Below are 16,345 nucleotides of genomic sequence, written 5' to 3'. Positions count from 1 at the left end.
ACATTTCCCCAGGTACATCTTGGTAGGCCATTCTGAAAGTCTTGCCAAACTAGAACTTCAGGTCTTCAACCTTTGCGATCGCCCGACCCGTGCTGGCTCGCAGCGCGTGGTTCTCTAGCCCAGCACCGTTACAACAAATCTAAAGACTTTGGAGTGCCGAGCCGCCCATACCCTGAAACATCAGCCACGACATCACAAAGTTACTGATAAAAATAAACAGTAGCGTCGTGACCACTGCTGCCGTTGTAGACTGCCCCACACCCTTTGCGCCGCCTGTCGTCGTTAGCCCCCAGCTAGAACCAATCACCGCAATAATGGCTCCAAATACCATCGCCTTCAACATCGCGCTCCAAATATCCCAAAGCGCAACAAAAGACTGCACCGAGTCCAAAAATGCTCCGGCTGGAATGCCATACATCGTAGCGGCAATCCCCATCCCCCCTGCAATTCCAGCGATAAGGCAACAAATGGTCAGGACGGGCAGCATGACGCAGCAGGCAATCAGCCTGGGGACGACCAAATAATCGACCGGATCGGTACTGAGCATTTGCAGCGCGTCGATTTGTTCGGTCACCCGCATGGTGCCAATTTCCGCCGCAAAGGCCGAACAAACCCGTCCCGTCAAGATGACGGCAGTCAAAACGGGACCGAGTTCGCGGGTCAGGGCTAAGGCTAAAACGCCTCCAACCGTATTGCCCAAGCCAAAATTAAGAAATTCCCGCGCGACCTGAATCGTAAATACCATCCCGACAAAGGTGGCCGTCAGCAACGCCACCAGCATCGACTCAGGTCCGACGATCGCCATTTGCTCTAGGGTATTACGTCGATGAATTTTGCCCCGAAGGAGATGCACCAGAACCTGCCCGCCCAATAAAGCGGCGGATAGCAGCCTCCGGCTCCAAGTATTAAAGCCCGTCCATTCAAACAGCGATCGATTCCGGGGTTTGACCATAGATCGTACGAGGTACCCTCAAATTCCCCTAATTTGGTCTGACTGGAATTATGGCAGGTTTATTTTTGTAACGGCTGCGAGGCCCCACAGCCGTTACAAAACACAATGAATCCGAACCGCAACCCTATTCCCGCAACTTTTGAGACCAAACCCTGGTTGGCAGTCCCCACACGTAAATGAACCCTTCTGCGGCTTTGTGGTCAAAGGCATCCTCGCTGCCGTAGGTGGCAAGGTCGGACGCGTATAGGGAGAATTCAGACTTTCGTCCTACAGGGGCGGCGATTCCCTTAAAGAATTTCATGCGGACGACGCCCGTAACCCGCTGTTGGGTTTGTCCGATAAAGGCATCGAGCGCCTGCTTGAGAGGGCTGTACCAAAGGCCGTTGTAGACGAGCTGGCTGTAGCTTTCTTCGATGCCGCGCTTGTAATGGCTGACATCGGCGGTGAGCGTCAGGCTTTCTAAGTCGCGATGGGCCGCGATCAGCGCGATCAGTGCGGGGGCTTCGTAGATTTCGCGAGATTTAATACCCACCAGTCGATTTTCAATCATATCGATGCGACCGACACCGTGGCGACCTGCCGTTTGATTGAGCTGGCGCACGAGCTCGACAGGCGCAAGGGTCTTCCCGTTTAGGGCGGTGGGCAACCCTTTCTCAAAGCCAATCTCTACGTATTCTGGCTCGTTGGGGGTCTTGGCGATCGCCGCCGTCAAGGCATACACTTCCTCCAATGGCTCGTTCCAAGGGTCTTCCAGCGGTCCGGCTTCGATACTGCGGCCCAACAAATTGGTATCGATGCTGTAGGGGGATGATTTTTTGACGGGAGACGGGATGCCGTAGCGCTCTCCGTAGGCGATCGTTTCTTCCCGGCTCATGCCCCACTCGCGGGCGGGAGCGAGCACCTTAAGGCTGGGGTTCAGTGCGGTAATGGACACGTCGAAGCGCACCTGGTCGTTCCCCTTACCCGTACAGCCGTGGGCGACCGCATCCGCGTCGTAGCGTTCGGCGGCCTCTACCAATAGCTTGGCAATTAGGGGACGAGCCAGCGCCGTCGAAAGCGGGTAGCGATTTTCGTAGAGCGCGTTGGCCTGGATAGCTGGGAACGCATAATCTTCAATAAAACTTTGCGTTGCATCCGCCACCAGCGATTCCTCAGCACCAGCATCCAGCGCTTTTTTTTGGATGGGTCCCAGTTCGTCGCCCTGCCCTAGATCGGCGGCGAGGGTAATTACCGACTCAACCCCCCACTCCTGCTTGAGGTAAGGAATACAAACAGAGGTATCAACCCCTCCCGAATAGGCCAATACAACCTTTTTGGCACGCCCCATGGTTCCCCTGTGTAATAAATAAACGATCGTTGACTATTATCGGTCATCCTAAGTCATGGGAAGCAGAATTGAGCACCGATCGACGCCGAAGATAAATCAGAAGACAAATCAGAAGATAAATTTGTCTAACTGCTGTGCATTTCATCGTCCCAGGAGATTGGATCTTCAATGGGTTCGAGGTGGGTGGTCACGTCCGTTCCCGGTAAGGCTAAGGCGATCGCTTGTTCGATAGCTTCGCACAGATCGTGCCCCCGCTGAACGGTCCAGGCCCCTGGTACCAGCACGTGAAACGAGACAAAACAGCGAGAACCCGCGACGCGAGTGCGCAGCGCGTGGAACCGCACCCCCTGAGCTTGGTGCTCGCTCAGGATGAGGGCGATCGCCTGTTGGTCCTCATTTGAAATAGCGGAATCCAGCAAACCGGATCCGGTCTCTCTCAAAAGCCTGAGTCCCGTCCAGACAATATTGGCCGCCACCAGCAGGGCTACGATGGGATCGAGGATAGTCCAGTGAGTGATGCTGACCAACCCAATCCCCACCACCACGCCCACGGACGTCCATACATCCGTCAGCAAGTGATGGGCATCCGCCCGCAGCGTAATGGAGCGCAGCCGACGACCAGCCTGCAGCAAAATCGAGGCTACAGCACCATTTAAAAACGTCGCAATCAACGCCAGCCCTAGACCGACACCCACCTGCGCGATCGGTTGCGGATGGAGGATGCGATCCACGGCGGCGATCGCGATGCTTACGGCGGCGACTAAAATCAAAATTCCTTCAAGGGCACTTGAAAAATATTCTGCCTTGGAATGGCCGAAGGTATGCTCTGCGTCGGGCGGCTTTGCGGCGTAGGACAAGGCCCAAAACGCAGCTCCCGCTGCCACTAAGTTAACAATGGACTCAATGGCATCGGACAGTAGCCCTACGGAACCCGTGTATAGGTAGGCCCCAAACTTAAGGGCAATGGTCAGCAGGGCGGCCATGATAGATAGCGCCGCATAGGAACGTGCAGAGGGACGATGCTTTGAGGGCGAATGCATGGGGCAAGACAGCAATCCTTGATTATCATCCAACCCACCTTGTAAGGGCGCAAGGCGTTGAATACCTCAACTCGCCTTTGTTTCGGGGCCGCATTGGGCTAAATATCGTTGCTGGCGTTAAGAGACTCTAGGGCATTGTCTTCCGGCTGGTCCTGGGGTAGCTCCAAGCAGTAGCCTGCCCCATAGACTGTTTTTATATACTTTGGATGGCGCGGGTCCGGTTCTAGCTTCGTGCGCAAATGGCGAACGTGGACTCGAATGGTCTCAATATCGTCGTTGGGGTCGTAGCCCCAAACCTCCTGCAAAATTTCGCTGGGAGATACCGTTTGGCCGTGACGCTGCAACAAACAATGCAATAGTTCGAACTCCAATCGCGTCAGTTTGATGACCTTCTGGTCCCAAAGAATCTCAAACCGCTCTGGCACAAGCGTCAGCGGGCCATAGCTCAAAATTTCAGTGTGCTTTGCGGCTTGGGGGATCCGATCCGTGCGGCGCAACAGCGCCCGCACCCGCGCCAGCATTTCTTCGAGTTCGAAGGGTTTAGTCAGGTAGTCGTCCGCTCCCGCATTGAAGCCTTCAACTTTGTCCTGGGTTTGGCCCAATGCCGTCAGCATTAATACCAAAACGTTCGCAGTTCGCTCGTCCCGGCGCAGCCGCTGGCAAATCGTAAACCCGTCCACCTTCGGTAACATCAGATCCAGCATGATCAGATCGGGCACCATCTGAACGGCCAGTGCCTGTCCCTTCATGCCGTCCGTGACTTGGGTGACGTCGTACCCAGCCATTTCTAAATTGATGGCAACCAACTCTGCGATCGCCGGATCGTCGTCAATAACCAGTATCCGAGGCTTCATTTATATACTCAACGAGAAGAGAATAATGCTGTCTTAAGACAAACGAGGACGAACTAAAGCGTTTGGCGATAAAAACTTAAATCGATCTCTAAAAAATACCTTTACAAGATTATAAGCTTTAGCTTTGAAATCTCGGAGCGATAACGACAATTAAGAGTCTATTTTTACGCCGCTGGCCCTGTAATTTTCTAGATCGGACCCGCTGAGAATCGGCAAACTTCAAAATGCGCTTGCCAAATCCCCACCGTTCTCGTTAATATTGTACTTGCTGCAATCCTCAGTAGCTCAGTGGTAGAGCGGTCGGCTGTTAACCGATTGGTCGCAAGTTCGAATCTTGCCTGGGGAGTTTTAATCTTAACGCTAGATTCTCGACTTTAGGTCTAGCGTACGATCGGCTAGAACAACTTCAAGTCCAAGGCGAACAGGATTCGGCTATCGCCTAGGCCTGGGTCGATGTCATCCCTGGAGATTCCCACCAAAGGGATGCCCCAGTTCACCTGGAGTCCAACCCTGTCCCTCCATTCGTAACGCAGCCCCAGACCAGGCGAAACGAGCAATCGTCCTTCGGTGGACGAGGCTTTACGGTCATTCCAGCCATAGCCAATATCGATGAAGGGATTGACGTATAGCGCGTGGGTGCGTCCTTCGCTCCGAAAGATGGGGATGGAAAGTTCTGCGGTGCTCACAACTGCTCGATCGAATAAATAAAACCCCTCCGGGTAACCCCGCAAAGCCCGATTGCCGCCTAACCCCAGCAGAGACGGGTTGGGTAAGGCCCGATCCGCAAGCTGAATGGCCGAACGCAAGGTGAGGATGGTATCCGGTCGCAGGGCGTAGAGCCATTGCGCTTGTCCTTGCCATCGGAAAAAACGCCCGTCGGGGGCGGATAGATTTTGGGTTGCGCCTAGGTCTAGCCCAATCCCGAAGTCCGAGCGCAGCACGAGTAAGGATCGGCTGTGGCGTTGGATCCATTCCTGAAAAAGATCGAGCTCTGTGATGCGAATGCGACCTCGGGCATCGGAGCCGGACTCTGGCAGAGACAGCGGCAGACCGTCGAGAAATGTGAGTTCGCTTTCTTGACGGGACAGGGACAGGCCGACTGCCAGTTGGTGCTTCGGCGTGTGGACGATCGGCTGGCGGTAGGCGACGGTCAAGTTGCGAGAGACGCTGTCGATATCGGCGATTTTGAAGGGTTGCTGAATGACGCTGCTGTTGGACTGTCCGTAGCTCACGCTGACAGTGCCGTCCTTGGCGTTGACGGGCAGGGTATAGCTCAATCCAAATTCATGGCTGCCATCGGTATTGGTATAGCTGGCACTAAAGCGATCGCCAAAGCCTGTCAGGTTGGTCTGGGTAAAGCGAACCTGTCGGGCCAGCTCGCCGCTGATGGCCGAGCGATAGTTGTTGAGTCCGATGCGAACGCTCCGACTGGGGGCGGGGACGATACTGAGCGCCAGTAAGTTTGTCCCTGGCTGGGTGCCCGGCAATAGCTCGGCAGAAATTCGCTCGATTAGCGGCTCTTGTTTGAGGAGCTGCAGCGCTGCGGTGAGGCGATTGACGTTGAGGGGCGTCCGGGTTGCGGACCGGAGGCGATCGCGAATATACCTGGGGCGAAGGGATTTTGTCCCCGTTACGCGAATTTCTTCAATGGAGCCTTCCACAATTTGGATGGTGACCGTGCCCCCGACCACCTCGCGGTCGGCTGGCAAATAGGCTCCCGAGGTCAAATACCCCCGATCTAAATAAAGCTGAGTGACCGCAGCGCGCGCCTTGAGTAAATCGGCAAACGCCAACGGGCGGTTGAGGAAGGGTGCCGTTGCAGCTCGGAGCTGCTCTTGGGAGAATAAAGTGCTGCCCAGGATCTCAAACCGCCGAACCGTAATCGTTTTCTCAGCAGGGGTCCCGTCGATAGACGGCGGTGTTGCAGGCGATGGGGGCAGCCGGAGAAAATCCTCTGGCGGGGGCAGCAGTTCGGAGGGGAGAGGGACAGGCGGGATTGCCGGAACGGGATTGGGGGGGACCTGCGCGACAGCAGCGCTGCCCGACCATCCAGCGGCGATCGCCGCTAGCCCTAAAACTTGGCACGACCGTCCGCCGCGTTTGTCCTGACACCACCCACTCATAACTTTCGCGCATCAAAAGGGGAAACGCTCTGGATCGTACAGGAATCTACCCATAGAAGAAACCTATAATTTTTCATTGATAGATGCACCGACGATGCGTCAAAGCCCAGAAAAAAGGAGCCTCGCCCCAGCTGGGGCGAGGCTCCAAGTATTAGAACGATTAGAAGGACTCTAGTGCAAATGACCCTAGAAATTCATTTCTGCAGCTTGAACCTTCTCGACCTGCTTTTTCTTGAGAACCAGCATGATCTGGGACAGCATAATTGCGGCAAAGAATGCCATCAGCCACTTCACCCGCGTTGGGTTTTGGAGCACGATTTCAATGTCGTGCTGCCCGAATCCGCCTACGTTGGGGTTGTCCGTAAGGGCTTCCCCTTCCTTAATTTGCTGGCCTTTGGTAACGATCAAGCTAGGCCCTGCCGGAACAGACTCCGTAACCTTTTTGCCGTCAGCAGCGGCGATCGTGACCGTGCGAGCACCGGCATCGCCATCGGCAATGTCGGTGATGACGCCTGAAACAGAAGCGGTAAAGACGTTGTTGTTGGATTTGTCGCCCGTCGGGTACACCTGACCGCGACCGCGATTACCGCCAACGTGAATCAAAGACTTGCCAAAGTGGATGTTCTTATCGGTGGCTGGGTCGGGAGACAGAATGGGGAAGACGATTTCTTGGTGATCTGCACCAGGCAGGGGACCCACGACTAAGATATTGTTCCGTTCGGCACTATAGGGTTGGAAATAAACGCCGCTGGTTTTCTCTTTTAACTCCTCAGAAAGCCGCTCGGGAGGGGCCAGCGTGAAGCCTGCGGGCAAATCTAGCAACGCACCTACATTTAGATCTCCCTTGTCACCGTTACCGAGCACCTGCTTTACGTCAGGATCGTAGGGAATTTTGACGACGGCTTCAAACACCGTGTTGGGCAGTACGGACTGAGGGACCTCAATTTCCGTAGGTTTTTGAGCGAGGTGACAGTTCGCGCAGACAATGCGACCCGTTGCTTCCCGCGGATTTTCGTACGCCTGCTGGGCAAAAACCGGATAGGCTTGGGCGACGGAGGGCAGCGCTAAGGTTCCAACCAAGAGAAGGCCCAGCACGGCCAACAGTTGAGCTGATTTCTTGGCGATGCCAGACAGCAATGTAAATCTTGAAAATAAAGTTCGCTTCATTGTAGTTCGAGGGTGCAATGCGAGACAGTGAAAGAATTAGGGCATAAAGGCGAGCGATCGGACTAGCTCCACCAAGGCGCTTTATCGGTGCGGAAGTCGGTTTCGACCCAAGGCGTAAACACCAGTTTGTCGTCTTCGCTCACACCAGCGTGAGCCAAGGCCAAGGAGAGGGGCGCTGGACCCCGCACGACTTTACCCGTCTCGTCGTATTGCGATCCGTGGCAGGGGCAAATAAATTTGTTTTGTCCGGCATTCCAAGGAACCACGCAGCCCAAGTGCGTGCAAACGGCACTGATGCCGTAGTTGGCAATGGTACTGTCGTCCTGAACGACCACGTAGGTGGGGTCTCCCTTGAAGCCTTGGGCCAAAGAGCGATCGCCCGCAGCGTGACTCTTGAGGTACTCGCTGACCACAATGTCATTTCCCAAGGCATCCTTGGCAATGAGTCCGCCCCCGGCTCCCCCGCTGGAAGGCGGAATAAAAAATTTCACAACTGGATACAGACCGCCCAGGGCCGTACCCGTAATTGCGCCAAAGGTCAAAAAGTTCATAAATTGACGACGCCCCATATCGGGCACGTCAGGGGTTCCAGAGACTTGAGCCATGGTATACGTCGCTTCTAGTGATTTTTTTATGAATGGACAACCCTAAACCGCCCTTAGCTGACTTCGCACTGCTCGTTCGATCTGAGGCTTTCACGACTCGCTGGCGCGAATCGTGAAAGCTCGAACAACGGAAGCGAACCTATGCATGCCGGGCATCATTACATTTCTTGACGTATTATCCCACTAGTTGCCCTGCATTTGCATACGAAATGTAAACAACCTTAAGCTTCTCTCGACGCCTGCATCCCTTCTGAGAGATGCATCCCTTCTGAGGGATCGCGTATCCTGAAGTTGGCTATTTTGGTGTTTGGCAGCAATTTATGACTGGCGCGCAGCTTCAAAACGCACTGATTGCAAAGTGGGGCAAGTCCTACGACGTTCAATTCCGTCGCACTCGCGGCAAGATTTTTGTCCAAGTGATGTGGCGGTATTTGGAGCAGGCTTCTTTCCCGATGACGCCCCAAGAATACCAAGAGCACCTCGAGGCAGTTGTAACCTATCTTCAGGGTTGGGGAGCTTTTCAGCAGGTTATGGAAGCGATTCGGTCGACGCGAGAGCGGCCTCGCTTGGGGAAAGCGGTGAGCATTCCCATCGAGTTAGGCGCGCGCGCTGCGGAATGGATGGTGGAAGAATTTTAGAGAATTTTTGTAAAATACGGTTGAGAGTCGCTCATACCCGCACCGCGAGCCAAGGAAGGGCATACTAGAATACGCCGCTGTCCTCGGATTCGATCGGCTAATTTTACCCTCTCCTCCCCCGCCGAGATGTTGCGATGCTCAATTTAGATTTAGTTCAATCGCTTCAAGACATCACAGATTTAAACCAACTCAAATCCGAGCTCAACGAGCTTCCACCAATCGACGTAGGCGACTACATCGGGGAACTCAGCTCGGACCGACGGGCGATCGCCTTTCGCCTGCTCAACAAAAATCAGGCCACGGAAGTCTTCGAATATCTCCCGCCGGAGGTGCAAGCGGAGCTGATCGGATCCCTCCACGACGCCCAAATCCAACAGGTGATCGAGTCCATGAGTCCCGACGATCGGGCCGAGCTGTTCGACGAGCTGCCAGCGCGGGTGGTCAAACGACTCCTCAGAGAACTCAGCCCCAACGAACGCCAAGCCACTTCTACGATTCTGGGTTACGCAGAAGGCACGGCAGGCCGTCTGATGACGACGGAATACGTGCAAATCCGTCAGGGCCTGAAGGTGAGCGAGGCCATCCAGAAAATTCGGCTGACCGACCAAGATAAAGAAACGGTCTACTACGCCTACGTCACCGACGACTCCCGCCGCCTCAAGCAGGTGGTGTCCCTGCGACAGCTCTTGTTTTCGATTCAGGATGTCTTGGTCAAAGATATCGCGAGCGATCGCGTCCTTAACGTCCATACCGATACGCCCCAAGAAGAAGTCGCCCAGCTCATGAAGCGCTACGACCTTTTGGCGCTTCCCGTGGTCGATCGAGAGGATCGGCTGGTGGGTATCGTGACCATCGACGACATCGTCGATGTCATCGAAGAAGAGGCGACCGAAGACATCCAAAAATTGGCGGGGATTAGCGGGGATGAAGAAGCGTTGTCCGCACCGCTCACGACCCTGCAAAAACGACTGCCGTGGCTGTTGGGGAATTTGGCGCTCTATATTGGAGCGGCCAGCGCGATCGCCCCGTTTCAATACCTGATTGCCGTGGTCCCCGTCCTTGCCGTTATTATGCCCATCATGTCCAACGCCAGCGGCACCGTCGCCATTCAGGCCCTCTCCGTGACCGTACGGGGATTGGGCGTAGGCGAAGTGACCCCCAAAGAGACGCTCTTGGTTTTGCGCAAAGAGCTGCTGGCAGGGATTGGAACGGCCTTGGCCCTAGGGCTGACCGTTACCCTGCTGTCCATGATTTGGGCGACGGCAGGCGAGCGCTGGGTGGGTTTAGTTGCAGGGGTTGTCATGGCGCTCAACGTCATTGTCGCTGCGAGCCTCGGCACCCTGCTGCCCATGGGCTTTAAGCGGATTAACTTAGACCCCGCGCTCATTAGCGGCCCCTTGCTGACCACAATGCTAGACGGCATTGGGTTTTTAACATTCCTAAGCCTGATATCTATAGTCCTCAAGTCTTAGAGTCCTAACCAATCTCCGCCCACTTTACTCGCTCGAGACTCATTAGCGTCGATTCAAAAGTCCCCGCTCGGCGAGCAAGCGGCTGAGATGTTGCACGACCAGGGGTTCCGAGCAGTGTTTTGCCGCAAACGCCGCTGCATTGGCTCCTAGCGTTCGACATTGCTCGGGATGCTGCCAGAGATGCGCTATGGACTGCGTTAGGGAGTCTAGGTTGCCAGCCTCATAGGTTAGCGCGGTACGTCCGTTCTGAATATAGTCTTGAATACCGCTAGAGTTTGTGACGATAGATCCCTTTGCCAGCTTCATCGCAGTCACTAAAGTAATGTGCCCGGTCGGAACTTTTGCATTAATGAGAGGGAGCACCATAAAACGAGAAAACTTCAAGATATTGGCTGCGTGTCCTGGGGAAATATCGGTCATCACCTTCACGTTAGGTGGAATCTCAAGGCCATTCAAGCTATTAGCGCCAACGACTAAAACTAGCCTCAAGTGAGGCAACTGGTGCATCGCCGCTATTAAAAGTTTGTAGTCTCGCCCAAACCGACCGATGGCACAAATATAGTCTTCTGTTTCTAGGGCGGCTTGGGGTTCGTAATAAATCTCTCCCATTTTCCATAGCTGAACTTCTATTCGCGCGGGGGGAATCTTGAAATACTCGCGATAAAGCTGCTTCTCTACTGTGGAAGATACGACAAAATGACTGACTGCATCGAAGCAAGCGGTCATTGCAATCCGCCTCAACGCGTTTGGCAGAAACGGATAGTTAAAGGCGACCGCAACGTGCTCTGTGGGGTTTCCCAGAATTTTGCTAAAGAAGGCGCACCAAAACGTTAGCTCGGCTTCTTGGCTGATCAAAAGCTTGGCATTCAGTTGCTTTGCTAACCGGACTGCTTTGAAACTTCCATAAATCTTGCCCAAGTCGGGACGTTTGACCAGCTTTTGAAGAATGCCTAAGTTTGGGTATTGGGTCAGGTACCAATCGACCCGGTATTCTGAAAAATGGTTTGAATACCACTCAGTCCGATCTTCTCTGGAGACCGTACAACAAACAATCGAGGCGGGCGCATCGGATTGAGATGCTACATCTTTAGAAGTAGGGCTGGCCATTTAAGCAATTGCATTCGGTATCTTTGTATTGAGACAACCTAACGCATTTGTTGACGCTATGAACCCTTGCTTTCCGGCCACGATATTCTGTGGGCTTACGTTTGCGCTGGTTGCCTGTACCAGTCCGGGAAATTCTACCGCCCAGACGCCCCTTGCTTCGGACCTGAGCGTAGCGCCCACTCCCATCGCCGCCGCCCCTGTGAAGCGATCGCCGTCTAAACCAGCGGCCCCCCAAGCCAACCTCCTAGGCATCAACGTCGATTCGCCGACGGACTACAGCGGCACCCGCATGTTTGCGGACGCCATCAAGCAAAGTCGAGAATGGCGCATCCCCAATACCGAAACCCTCGCACCCGTGGATGCTAACGGCTGGCCCTTAAGAGACGCACAGCTTACCGTTTGGCACGGCATTGCGCGAATGAACGGTCGATATCGCCTCTCCTTTACGGGACGGGCCGATGCCAAAGTAGGCTGCTGTTCGGGAACGATTCAAAATCAGGTCTACAGTCCGAGCACCAATACCACCACTGCCGATCTCATCTATCCCGCCACCGATGGCGCGGGACTTTTTCTAGAGTTTAATAACACCAAACGCACCGCTACCAGTCCCAGCGGCTCTGGCATTACCAACGTTAAATTAATGCGTCCCATCACTGAAGGGGGAACCGAAACCTATCCGCCGTCCACCCTCTTTACAACGCATTACAAAGAAAGTCTGAAGCGGTTTCAGGTCTTGCGGTTTATGGACTTTCTGGCTACCAACAGCAACGGTCAAAAACGCTGGTCGGAGCGGCTGACGCCGAGCTGGTATTCGATGCATCAATCTAAAGCGGGTTATGGCTGGCAGGGGCGTGGAGGTGCTTACGAGTACGCCATCGCACTCTGTAACGAACTGAGCGCCGATTGCTGGCTGACCGTTCCGGCCCAGGCGGACGATGACTACGTGCGTCAGCTTGCGGCACTGGTCAAAGCGCAACTTAACCCGAAGCTAAAGCTGTACGTGGAATATTCCAACGAGCTATGGAACTTTGCGCCCGCGTTTCAGCAAGCCAATCACAATCTAGCCCTAGCCAAAACCGAGGTAGCAGCTGGCTCGCCCTTGAACTTTGATGGCGAGAAAAACAGCGGGTATTGGGCTTGGCGGCGCGTCGCCAAACGCGGTGCTGAAATTTCTTCGATCTTCCGTCAGATCTTTGGCGATGCCGCCATGATGACCCGCGTGCGACCTTTGCTGATGGCCCAGCTTGGCTTTACCGACGGTCCTCTGTTCCAAGCCATTTATTTTTTGCAGAACTACTCCAACAATCCCGCCCTAGTCTCTGCACCAAAGCCTCCCAAATACTATTTCTACGGGTTGGGCGGCAGCGCCTACTACAATCCCAAAACCCCATCTTCGCCCGATGCCGTTTTTGCCGACCTCAGCAACCAAGCGGAATGGGTGAAGGCACTCCGGCAGGATGCCAACTATGCAGCGGCCTTTGGACTCAAGCGCATTGCCTATGAGGGTGGACCCAGCCTGGAAGGCGGCAGTATTACAGACCAAAACCGCCCGACCTATCGCAACGACCCGCGCATTAAATCGGCTATGGTGCAAGCCCACGATGTTTGGAGTGCCAACGGCGGCGATCTGCTCGCCTACTTCACCCTTACCGGAGAGTCACCTTGGGGCTTTGTGCCCGATATTTGGGATATCACCAATCCCCAGAAAAACCTGAAGTTCCAAGCGATGGATGCGCTCAACACTCGACCGCGAGCGAAAGTCACCTACGGAGTCGCGCTTCCAACTGTTTTAGAGGCAGCCCAGTACGACGCGCCGCCAAAGAGCCTGAATTATCGTCCCGATCGGCTCCAGCCCGGACAGTGGTTGAGCTATACGGTTCGGGTCGATCGAGCGGGCGATTTTAAGATCGAACTCAAAGGCAACGCTGCTGACGCGAATAGTAAAGTCGAGATTTGGGTCGATGGAACCCTGGTCGGCGTGGTGAGTCTGCCCAAGTCGGGCTGGATCCCTAGCGCTGGGAAAACGCCAGACGTCCGGGTATCGCTGGGAGAAGGGCTACACGGCATTATGATTCGCAGTAAGGCCGGGACGATAAATGCGAGTCAAATTATCGTGAAACAGTGAACGACGCTGCACGACTGCACTGACAAGGCACTCATCTAGCCGATCGCACGATCTCGCTCGATTGCGGGCAACTAGAGTACGACAAACTCACCCACAAGCCCGCTTCAGCGTTCACGACCAAAGGCGATCGAGCGGTAGCCCCAAACCCACCCAATACCGAATTGCCAGCGTAATGGCCACGCAAACGATGAGAAGGCAGGTCGTCTTCAAGTCCTGCATCAGGCCAGAAAACCCTTCTTTCCAGAGACCGTAACTGACGGCAAGGTAAAAAGGGACATCATTGAGGGCGATCGCAATTACGGCACCCAGGGGTCCCAGCACCGCAAACCCTAAAGGCAGTGCCACTAACATGTAAGCAAATTTCAGACAATTTCCCACGGCCCCGTAGAGGGGCGTTCCCACGGCGATGAGCGCCGGAGCTGTCGTCATGGGAAGGATCCGAGGCCAGTTGCCCAAGGCCAGAATGGGCAGCATCCAAGCCGCTCGCTCGAAGGTAGGAGGGTATAGACCCAGAATGAGAAAATCGCCGAAGCAAATCAGCCCGGTCAGGCCGACAGCCGTTCCCACCAATAAGAGATTGCGTTTCTCTAGAATTTTGCGACGCAGTTCCGATCTGGGTAAATGGTTTTGCTGCGAAATAACGGGCAGAATGACGTTACTGCCAACGGCCTGAATCACAGATAGGGGTAAGTCTGAGAGCGTAAACGCAATCGTGTAAATGCCCAGCAGTTCCAGCGGGAACAAGCGTCCCAAAATGAGGCGATCGGCTTGACCTGCGAGAAACGTCATGGCAGTGGACAGAAAAACCCATCGTCCGAAATTGATCAGATCCTCGAGTGCGTCTTTGTCCCAGGCCAGTCGATTGATATACCCCAAGCGGTGACTCCAAAGCATCTTAAGCACGGTTGAGACTAACGTGCTGCCGACCAAAGCCCAAATGGTAGGGCTGAGGTAAGCCCATACCAGCATGATGAGGGTAGAGACTAGCTGAATAATGAACTCAAATCGGGTGATTTTGCCCACGTTCAAGCTGCGGCTGAGCGAAGACAGCGAGGTCGATATCAGCCCATCAAAAATGGTGGTCAGCCCGGTAACAGGAATGAGCCATAGAAAATCTGGATTGCGGTAAATTGCTGCTAAGGGCCAAGTTATAGCCAAACAGCAGACCCATAACCCCACCCCCCGAATAATTTGAAGCGTCCAGGCCGTATTGAGAAATGCTGGGTCGTCTCCGCGCGGGTTTTGAATGATGCTGGGACGAACGCCCAAATCTGAAAAGAAGTGCAGCCCCATAATGAAGGTATTGAGCAGCGCCATGAGGCCGAACAGGTCAGGCAACAGGAGGCGCGTCAGGATCAAATTACTGGCAAACCGAAGGCCCTGACTGGAGCCGTAGCCAATCAGGGTCCACACCGTTCCCCGAACGGCCAATGATTTCAGGGATGCCATAGATGCCTATATCAATACTTCAGCTTTAGTATTCACCACTCCACCCCAGAATACTTATTCCGCTGAAAATTAGACGCTCGGTTCTACCGCAGCCGCTCTGAGGCTGGATGCCTCAACTCTAGTCGTTTGCCAAACGATCGGAGAGTTTAATAGGATAGGGAAACTTGCCTTACCGAAAGAGATTAAAAGCAATGGAGCCTGCTCTAACGCGCATCGGAACTCAAATGTCGGCACTGACTGGCGTTCGAGCCATCATGAAAGATATTATCGAGACGCTCCGAGAAAGTCAGGGCAAAACCTTCATTAACCTCAGCGCCGGGAATCCCGTCATTTTGCCCGAAGTCGAGCAGTTGTGGCGCAACAGCACGATGGAATTGCTCGGCAGCCCCGAGTACGGCGAGGTGGTCTGCCGTTATGGAGCTAGCCAAGGTTACGCCCCCCTTGTAGACGCCATTATTGAGGATTTCAATCAGCGCTACGGACTGGCGCTAATCTCCAAACAGGTGCTGATTACGCCAGGGAGCCAGTCGCTTTATTTTCTGGCAGCCAATGCCTTTGGCGGGGTCAATGCCGAAGGGAACCTCAAGCGCATCGTTTTGCCGCTCAGCCCAGACTACACGGGCTACGGCGGTGTGAGCCTAGACTCTCAGGCGTTGGTGGCCTATAAGCCGACGCTGGATATTGACGAGGCGGGCCATCGCTTTAAGTATCGCCCCGACTTCAGCCAGCTTCGGATTGATAAGACGACTGGATGCATTATCTTCTCGCGCCCCTGCAATCCTACGGGAAACGTGTTGACGGATCTAGAAGTCGAAAAAATTGCAGCCCTAGCCCAACCTTTCGACGTACCCGTATTTATTGACTCGGCCTACGGCCCTCCCTTTCCTAGCCTCAACTTCACCGAGCTGAAGCCCTACATTGGCGGCAACGTAGTTCACTGCATGAGTTTGTCGAAGGCAGGCTTGCCAGGCGAGCGGATCGGGATTGCCATTGGCGATGAGCGGATTATTCAGGTTTTAGAGGCTTTCCAGACCAATATCTGCATTCATTCCGGGCGCTACGGCCAGGCGATCGCCGCCCAAGCCATTCGCTCTGGTGCCCTAGCCCAGATTTCGGAAAGTATCATCCGACCGTTCTATCAGAAAAAATTCGCCATTCTCGAAGCAGCCTTGAGCGAATTTATGCCCCCCGATTTGCCCTGGTTTCTCCATCGCGGGGAAGGGGCCATCTTTGGCTGGGTCTGGTTCCGCGACCTGCCCGTAACCGACTGGGAATTATACCAGCACCTTAAAGTAGCGGGTGTCATCGCAGTCCCTGGCAGCACTTTCTTCCCCGGACTGCGCGAAGATTGGCCCCACAAACACCAGTGCTTGCGCCTCAGCCTCACCGCCACGGACGAAGAAATTGTCCAAGGCATGAAGCGCTTGGCAGAAGTGGTGCAGCGCGTATACTCAGCCCATTTAGAACCCGCCATTACTCGCTAATC

13 protein-coding genes and 1 tRNA gene are annotated in these 16,345 nt (G+C 54.5%); 5 read left to right on the top strand and 9 right to left on the bottom strand.

What is annotated here, in order from left to right:
• Positions 1-139 precede the first annotated feature (139 nt).
• The 4 genes from R6H26_RS01885 to R6H26_RS01870 form a co-directional block, all read right to left on the bottom strand.
• Positions 140-952, bottom strand: a complete 813-nt coding sequence (locus R6H26_RS01885; RefSeq protein WP_404787842.1) for an MlaE family lipid ABC transporter permease subunit — start codon at positions 950-952, stop codon at positions 140-142.
• Between the two features lie 124 nt (positions 953-1,076).
• Positions 1,077-2,279 (bottom strand): argininosuccinate synthase, encoded by a 1,203-nt coding sequence (locus tag R6H26_RS01880; RefSeq protein ID WP_404787840.1) that lies wholly within the window; start codon positions 2,277-2,279, stop codon positions 1,077-1,079.
• A 125-nt stretch (positions 2,280-2,404) separates the two neighbouring features.
• The gene (locus R6H26_RS01875) at positions 2,405-3,319 is read right to left on the bottom strand and encodes a cation diffusion facilitator family transporter (protein ID WP_404787838.1); all 915 of its coding nucleotides are present in this window, start codon (positions 3,317-3,319) and stop codon (positions 2,405-2,407) included.
• 98 nt (positions 3,320-3,417) lie between these two features.
• Positions 3,418-4,173 carry a response regulator transcription factor gene (locus tag R6H26_RS01870; RefSeq protein ID WP_404787837.1) on the bottom strand — a complete coding sequence of 252 codons (756 nt, stop codon included), beginning with the start codon at positions 4,171-4,173 and terminating at the stop codon, positions 3,418-3,420.
• A 274-nt stretch (positions 4,174-4,447) separates the two neighbouring features.
• Here R6H26_RS01870 and R6H26_RS01865 point away from each other — a divergent pair.
• Positions 4,448-4,519, top strand: a tRNA-Asn gene (locus R6H26_RS01865).
• A 49-nt stretch (positions 4,520-4,568) separates the two neighbouring features.
• On the opposite strand, the gene R6H26_RS01860 is transcribed toward R6H26_RS01865, so the two are convergent.
• The 3 genes from R6H26_RS01860 to petC all read right to left on the bottom strand — a co-directional run bounded on the left by R6H26_RS01860 (position 4,569) and on the right by petC (position 8,068).
• Positions 4,569-6,296: a ShlB/FhaC/HecB family hemolysin secretion/activation protein gene (locus R6H26_RS01860; RefSeq protein WP_404787835.1), complete on the bottom strand. Its 1,728-nt coding sequence runs from the start codon at positions 6,294-6,296 to the stop codon at positions 4,569-4,571.
• Between the two features lie 186 nt (positions 6,297-6,482).
• Positions 6,483-7,463, bottom strand: coding sequence for a cytochrome f (petA, locus tag R6H26_RS01855; protein WP_404787834.1), 981 nt, complete (start codon positions 7,461-7,463; stop codon positions 6,483-6,485).
• 62 nt (positions 7,464-7,525) lie between these two features.
• Entirely contained in the window at positions 7,526-8,068 is a 543-nt protein-coding gene (petC, locus tag R6H26_RS01850; protein WP_404787833.1) for a cytochrome b6-f complex iron-sulfur subunit, read from the bottom strand.
• Positions 8,069-8,388: 320 nt separating this feature from the next.
• Here petC and R6H26_RS01845 point away from each other — a divergent pair, with 320 nt between their 5' ends.
• Positions 8,389-8,706 (top strand): DUF3067 family protein, encoded by a 318-nt coding sequence (locus R6H26_RS01845; RefSeq protein WP_404787831.1) that lies wholly within the window; start codon positions 8,389-8,391, stop codon positions 8,704-8,706.
• A 134-nt stretch (positions 8,707-8,840) separates the two neighbouring features.
• The gene (gene mgtE, locus R6H26_RS01840) at positions 8,841-10,178 is read left to right on the top strand and encodes a magnesium transporter (protein ID WP_404787829.1); all 1,338 of its coding nucleotides are present in this window, start codon (positions 8,841-8,843) and stop codon (positions 10,176-10,178) included.
• 42 nt (positions 10,179-10,220) lie between these two features.
• Here mgtE and R6H26_RS01835 read toward each other — a convergent pair whose 3' ends face one another.
• Positions 10,221-11,285 carry a glycosyltransferase gene (locus R6H26_RS01835; RefSeq protein ID WP_404787827.1) on the bottom strand — a complete coding sequence of 355 codons (1,065 nt, stop codon included), beginning with the start codon at positions 11,283-11,285 and terminating at the stop codon, positions 10,221-10,223.
• A 58-nt stretch (positions 11,286-11,343) separates the two neighbouring features.
• Between R6H26_RS01835 and R6H26_RS01830 the strand changes: the two genes are divergently transcribed.
• Entirely contained in the window at positions 11,344-13,410 is a 2,067-nt protein-coding gene (locus tag R6H26_RS01830; RefSeq protein ID WP_404787826.1) for a carbohydrate-binding protein, read from the top strand.
• Positions 13,411-13,521: 111 nt separating this feature from the next.
• Here the strand turns inward: R6H26_RS01830 and R6H26_RS01825 are convergent, their stop codons facing one another.
• Positions 13,522-14,859: an oligosaccharide flippase family protein gene (locus R6H26_RS01825; protein ID WP_404787824.1), complete on the bottom strand. Its 1,338-nt coding sequence runs from the start codon at positions 14,857-14,859 to the stop codon at positions 13,522-13,524.
• Positions 14,860-15,050: 191 nt separating this feature from the next.
• On the opposite strand from R6H26_RS01825, the gene R6H26_RS01820 reads away from it, so the two are divergent.
• Positions 15,051-16,343: a valine--pyruvate transaminase gene (locus R6H26_RS01820; protein ID WP_404787822.1), complete on the top strand. Its 1,293-nt coding sequence runs from the start codon at positions 15,051-15,053 to the stop codon at positions 16,341-16,343.
• The last annotated feature ends 2 nt before the right edge of the window (positions 16,344-16,345 follow it).

Origin of the sequence: Altericista sp. CCNU0014, from assembly GCF_044923475.1 — a bacterium.
Taxonomy (GTDB): Bacteria; Cyanobacteriota; Cyanobacteriia; order Thermosynechococcales; family Thermosynechococcaceae; genus JAAURS01.
This window is presented reverse-complemented; position numbering and strand designations above follow the sequence as displayed.

Excerpts from the sequence above, each read along its gene's own strand:
- R6H26_RS01825 (WP_404787824.1), bottom strand. The coding sequence starts at position 14,859 with ATGGCATCCCTGAAATCATTGGCCGTTCGGGGAACGGTGTGGACCCTG.
- R6H26_RS01870 (WP_404787837.1), bottom strand. The coding sequence starts at position 4,173 with ATGAAGCCTCGGATACTGGTTATTGACGACGATCCGGCGATCGCAGAG.
- R6H26_RS01820 (WP_404787822.1), top strand. The coding sequence starts at position 15,051 with ATGGAGCCTGCTCTAACGCGCATCGGAACTCAAATGTCGGCACTGACT.
- mgtE (WP_404787829.1), top strand. The coding sequence starts at position 8,841 with ATGCTCAATTTAGATTTAGTTCAATCGCTTCAAGACATCACAGATTTA.
- R6H26_RS01835 (WP_404787827.1), bottom strand. The coding sequence starts at position 11,285 with ATGGCCAGCCCTACTTCTAAAGATGTAGCATCTCAATCCGATGCGCCC.
- petA (WP_404787834.1), bottom strand. The coding sequence starts at position 7,463 with ATGAAGCGAACTTTATTTTCAAGATTTACATTGCTGTCTGGCATCGCC.
- R6H26_RS01885 (WP_404787842.1), bottom strand. The coding sequence starts at position 952 with ATGGTCAAACCCCGGAATCGATCGCTGTTTGAATGGACGGGCTTTAAT.
- R6H26_RS01845 (WP_404787831.1), top strand. The coding sequence starts at position 8,389 with ATGACTGGCGCGCAGCTTCAAAACGCACTGATTGCAAAGTGGGGCAAG.
- R6H26_RS01860 (WP_404787835.1), bottom strand. The coding sequence starts at position 6,296 with ATGAGTGGGTGGTGTCAGGACAAACGCGGCGGACGGTCGTGCCAAGTT.
- R6H26_RS01830 (WP_404787826.1), top strand. The coding sequence starts at position 11,344 with ATGAACCCTTGCTTTCCGGCCACGATATTCTGTGGGCTTACGTTTGCG.
- petC (WP_404787833.1), bottom strand. The coding sequence starts at position 8,068 with ATGGCTCAAGTCTCTGGAACCCCTGACGTGCCCGATATGGGGCGTCGT.
- R6H26_RS01880 (WP_404787840.1), bottom strand. The coding sequence starts at position 2,279 with ATGGGGCGTGCCAAAAAGGTTGTATTGGCCTATTCGGGAGGGGTTGAT.
- R6H26_RS01875 (WP_404787838.1), bottom strand. The coding sequence starts at position 3,319 with ATGCATTCGCCCTCAAAGCATCGTCCCTCTGCACGTTCCTATGCGGCG.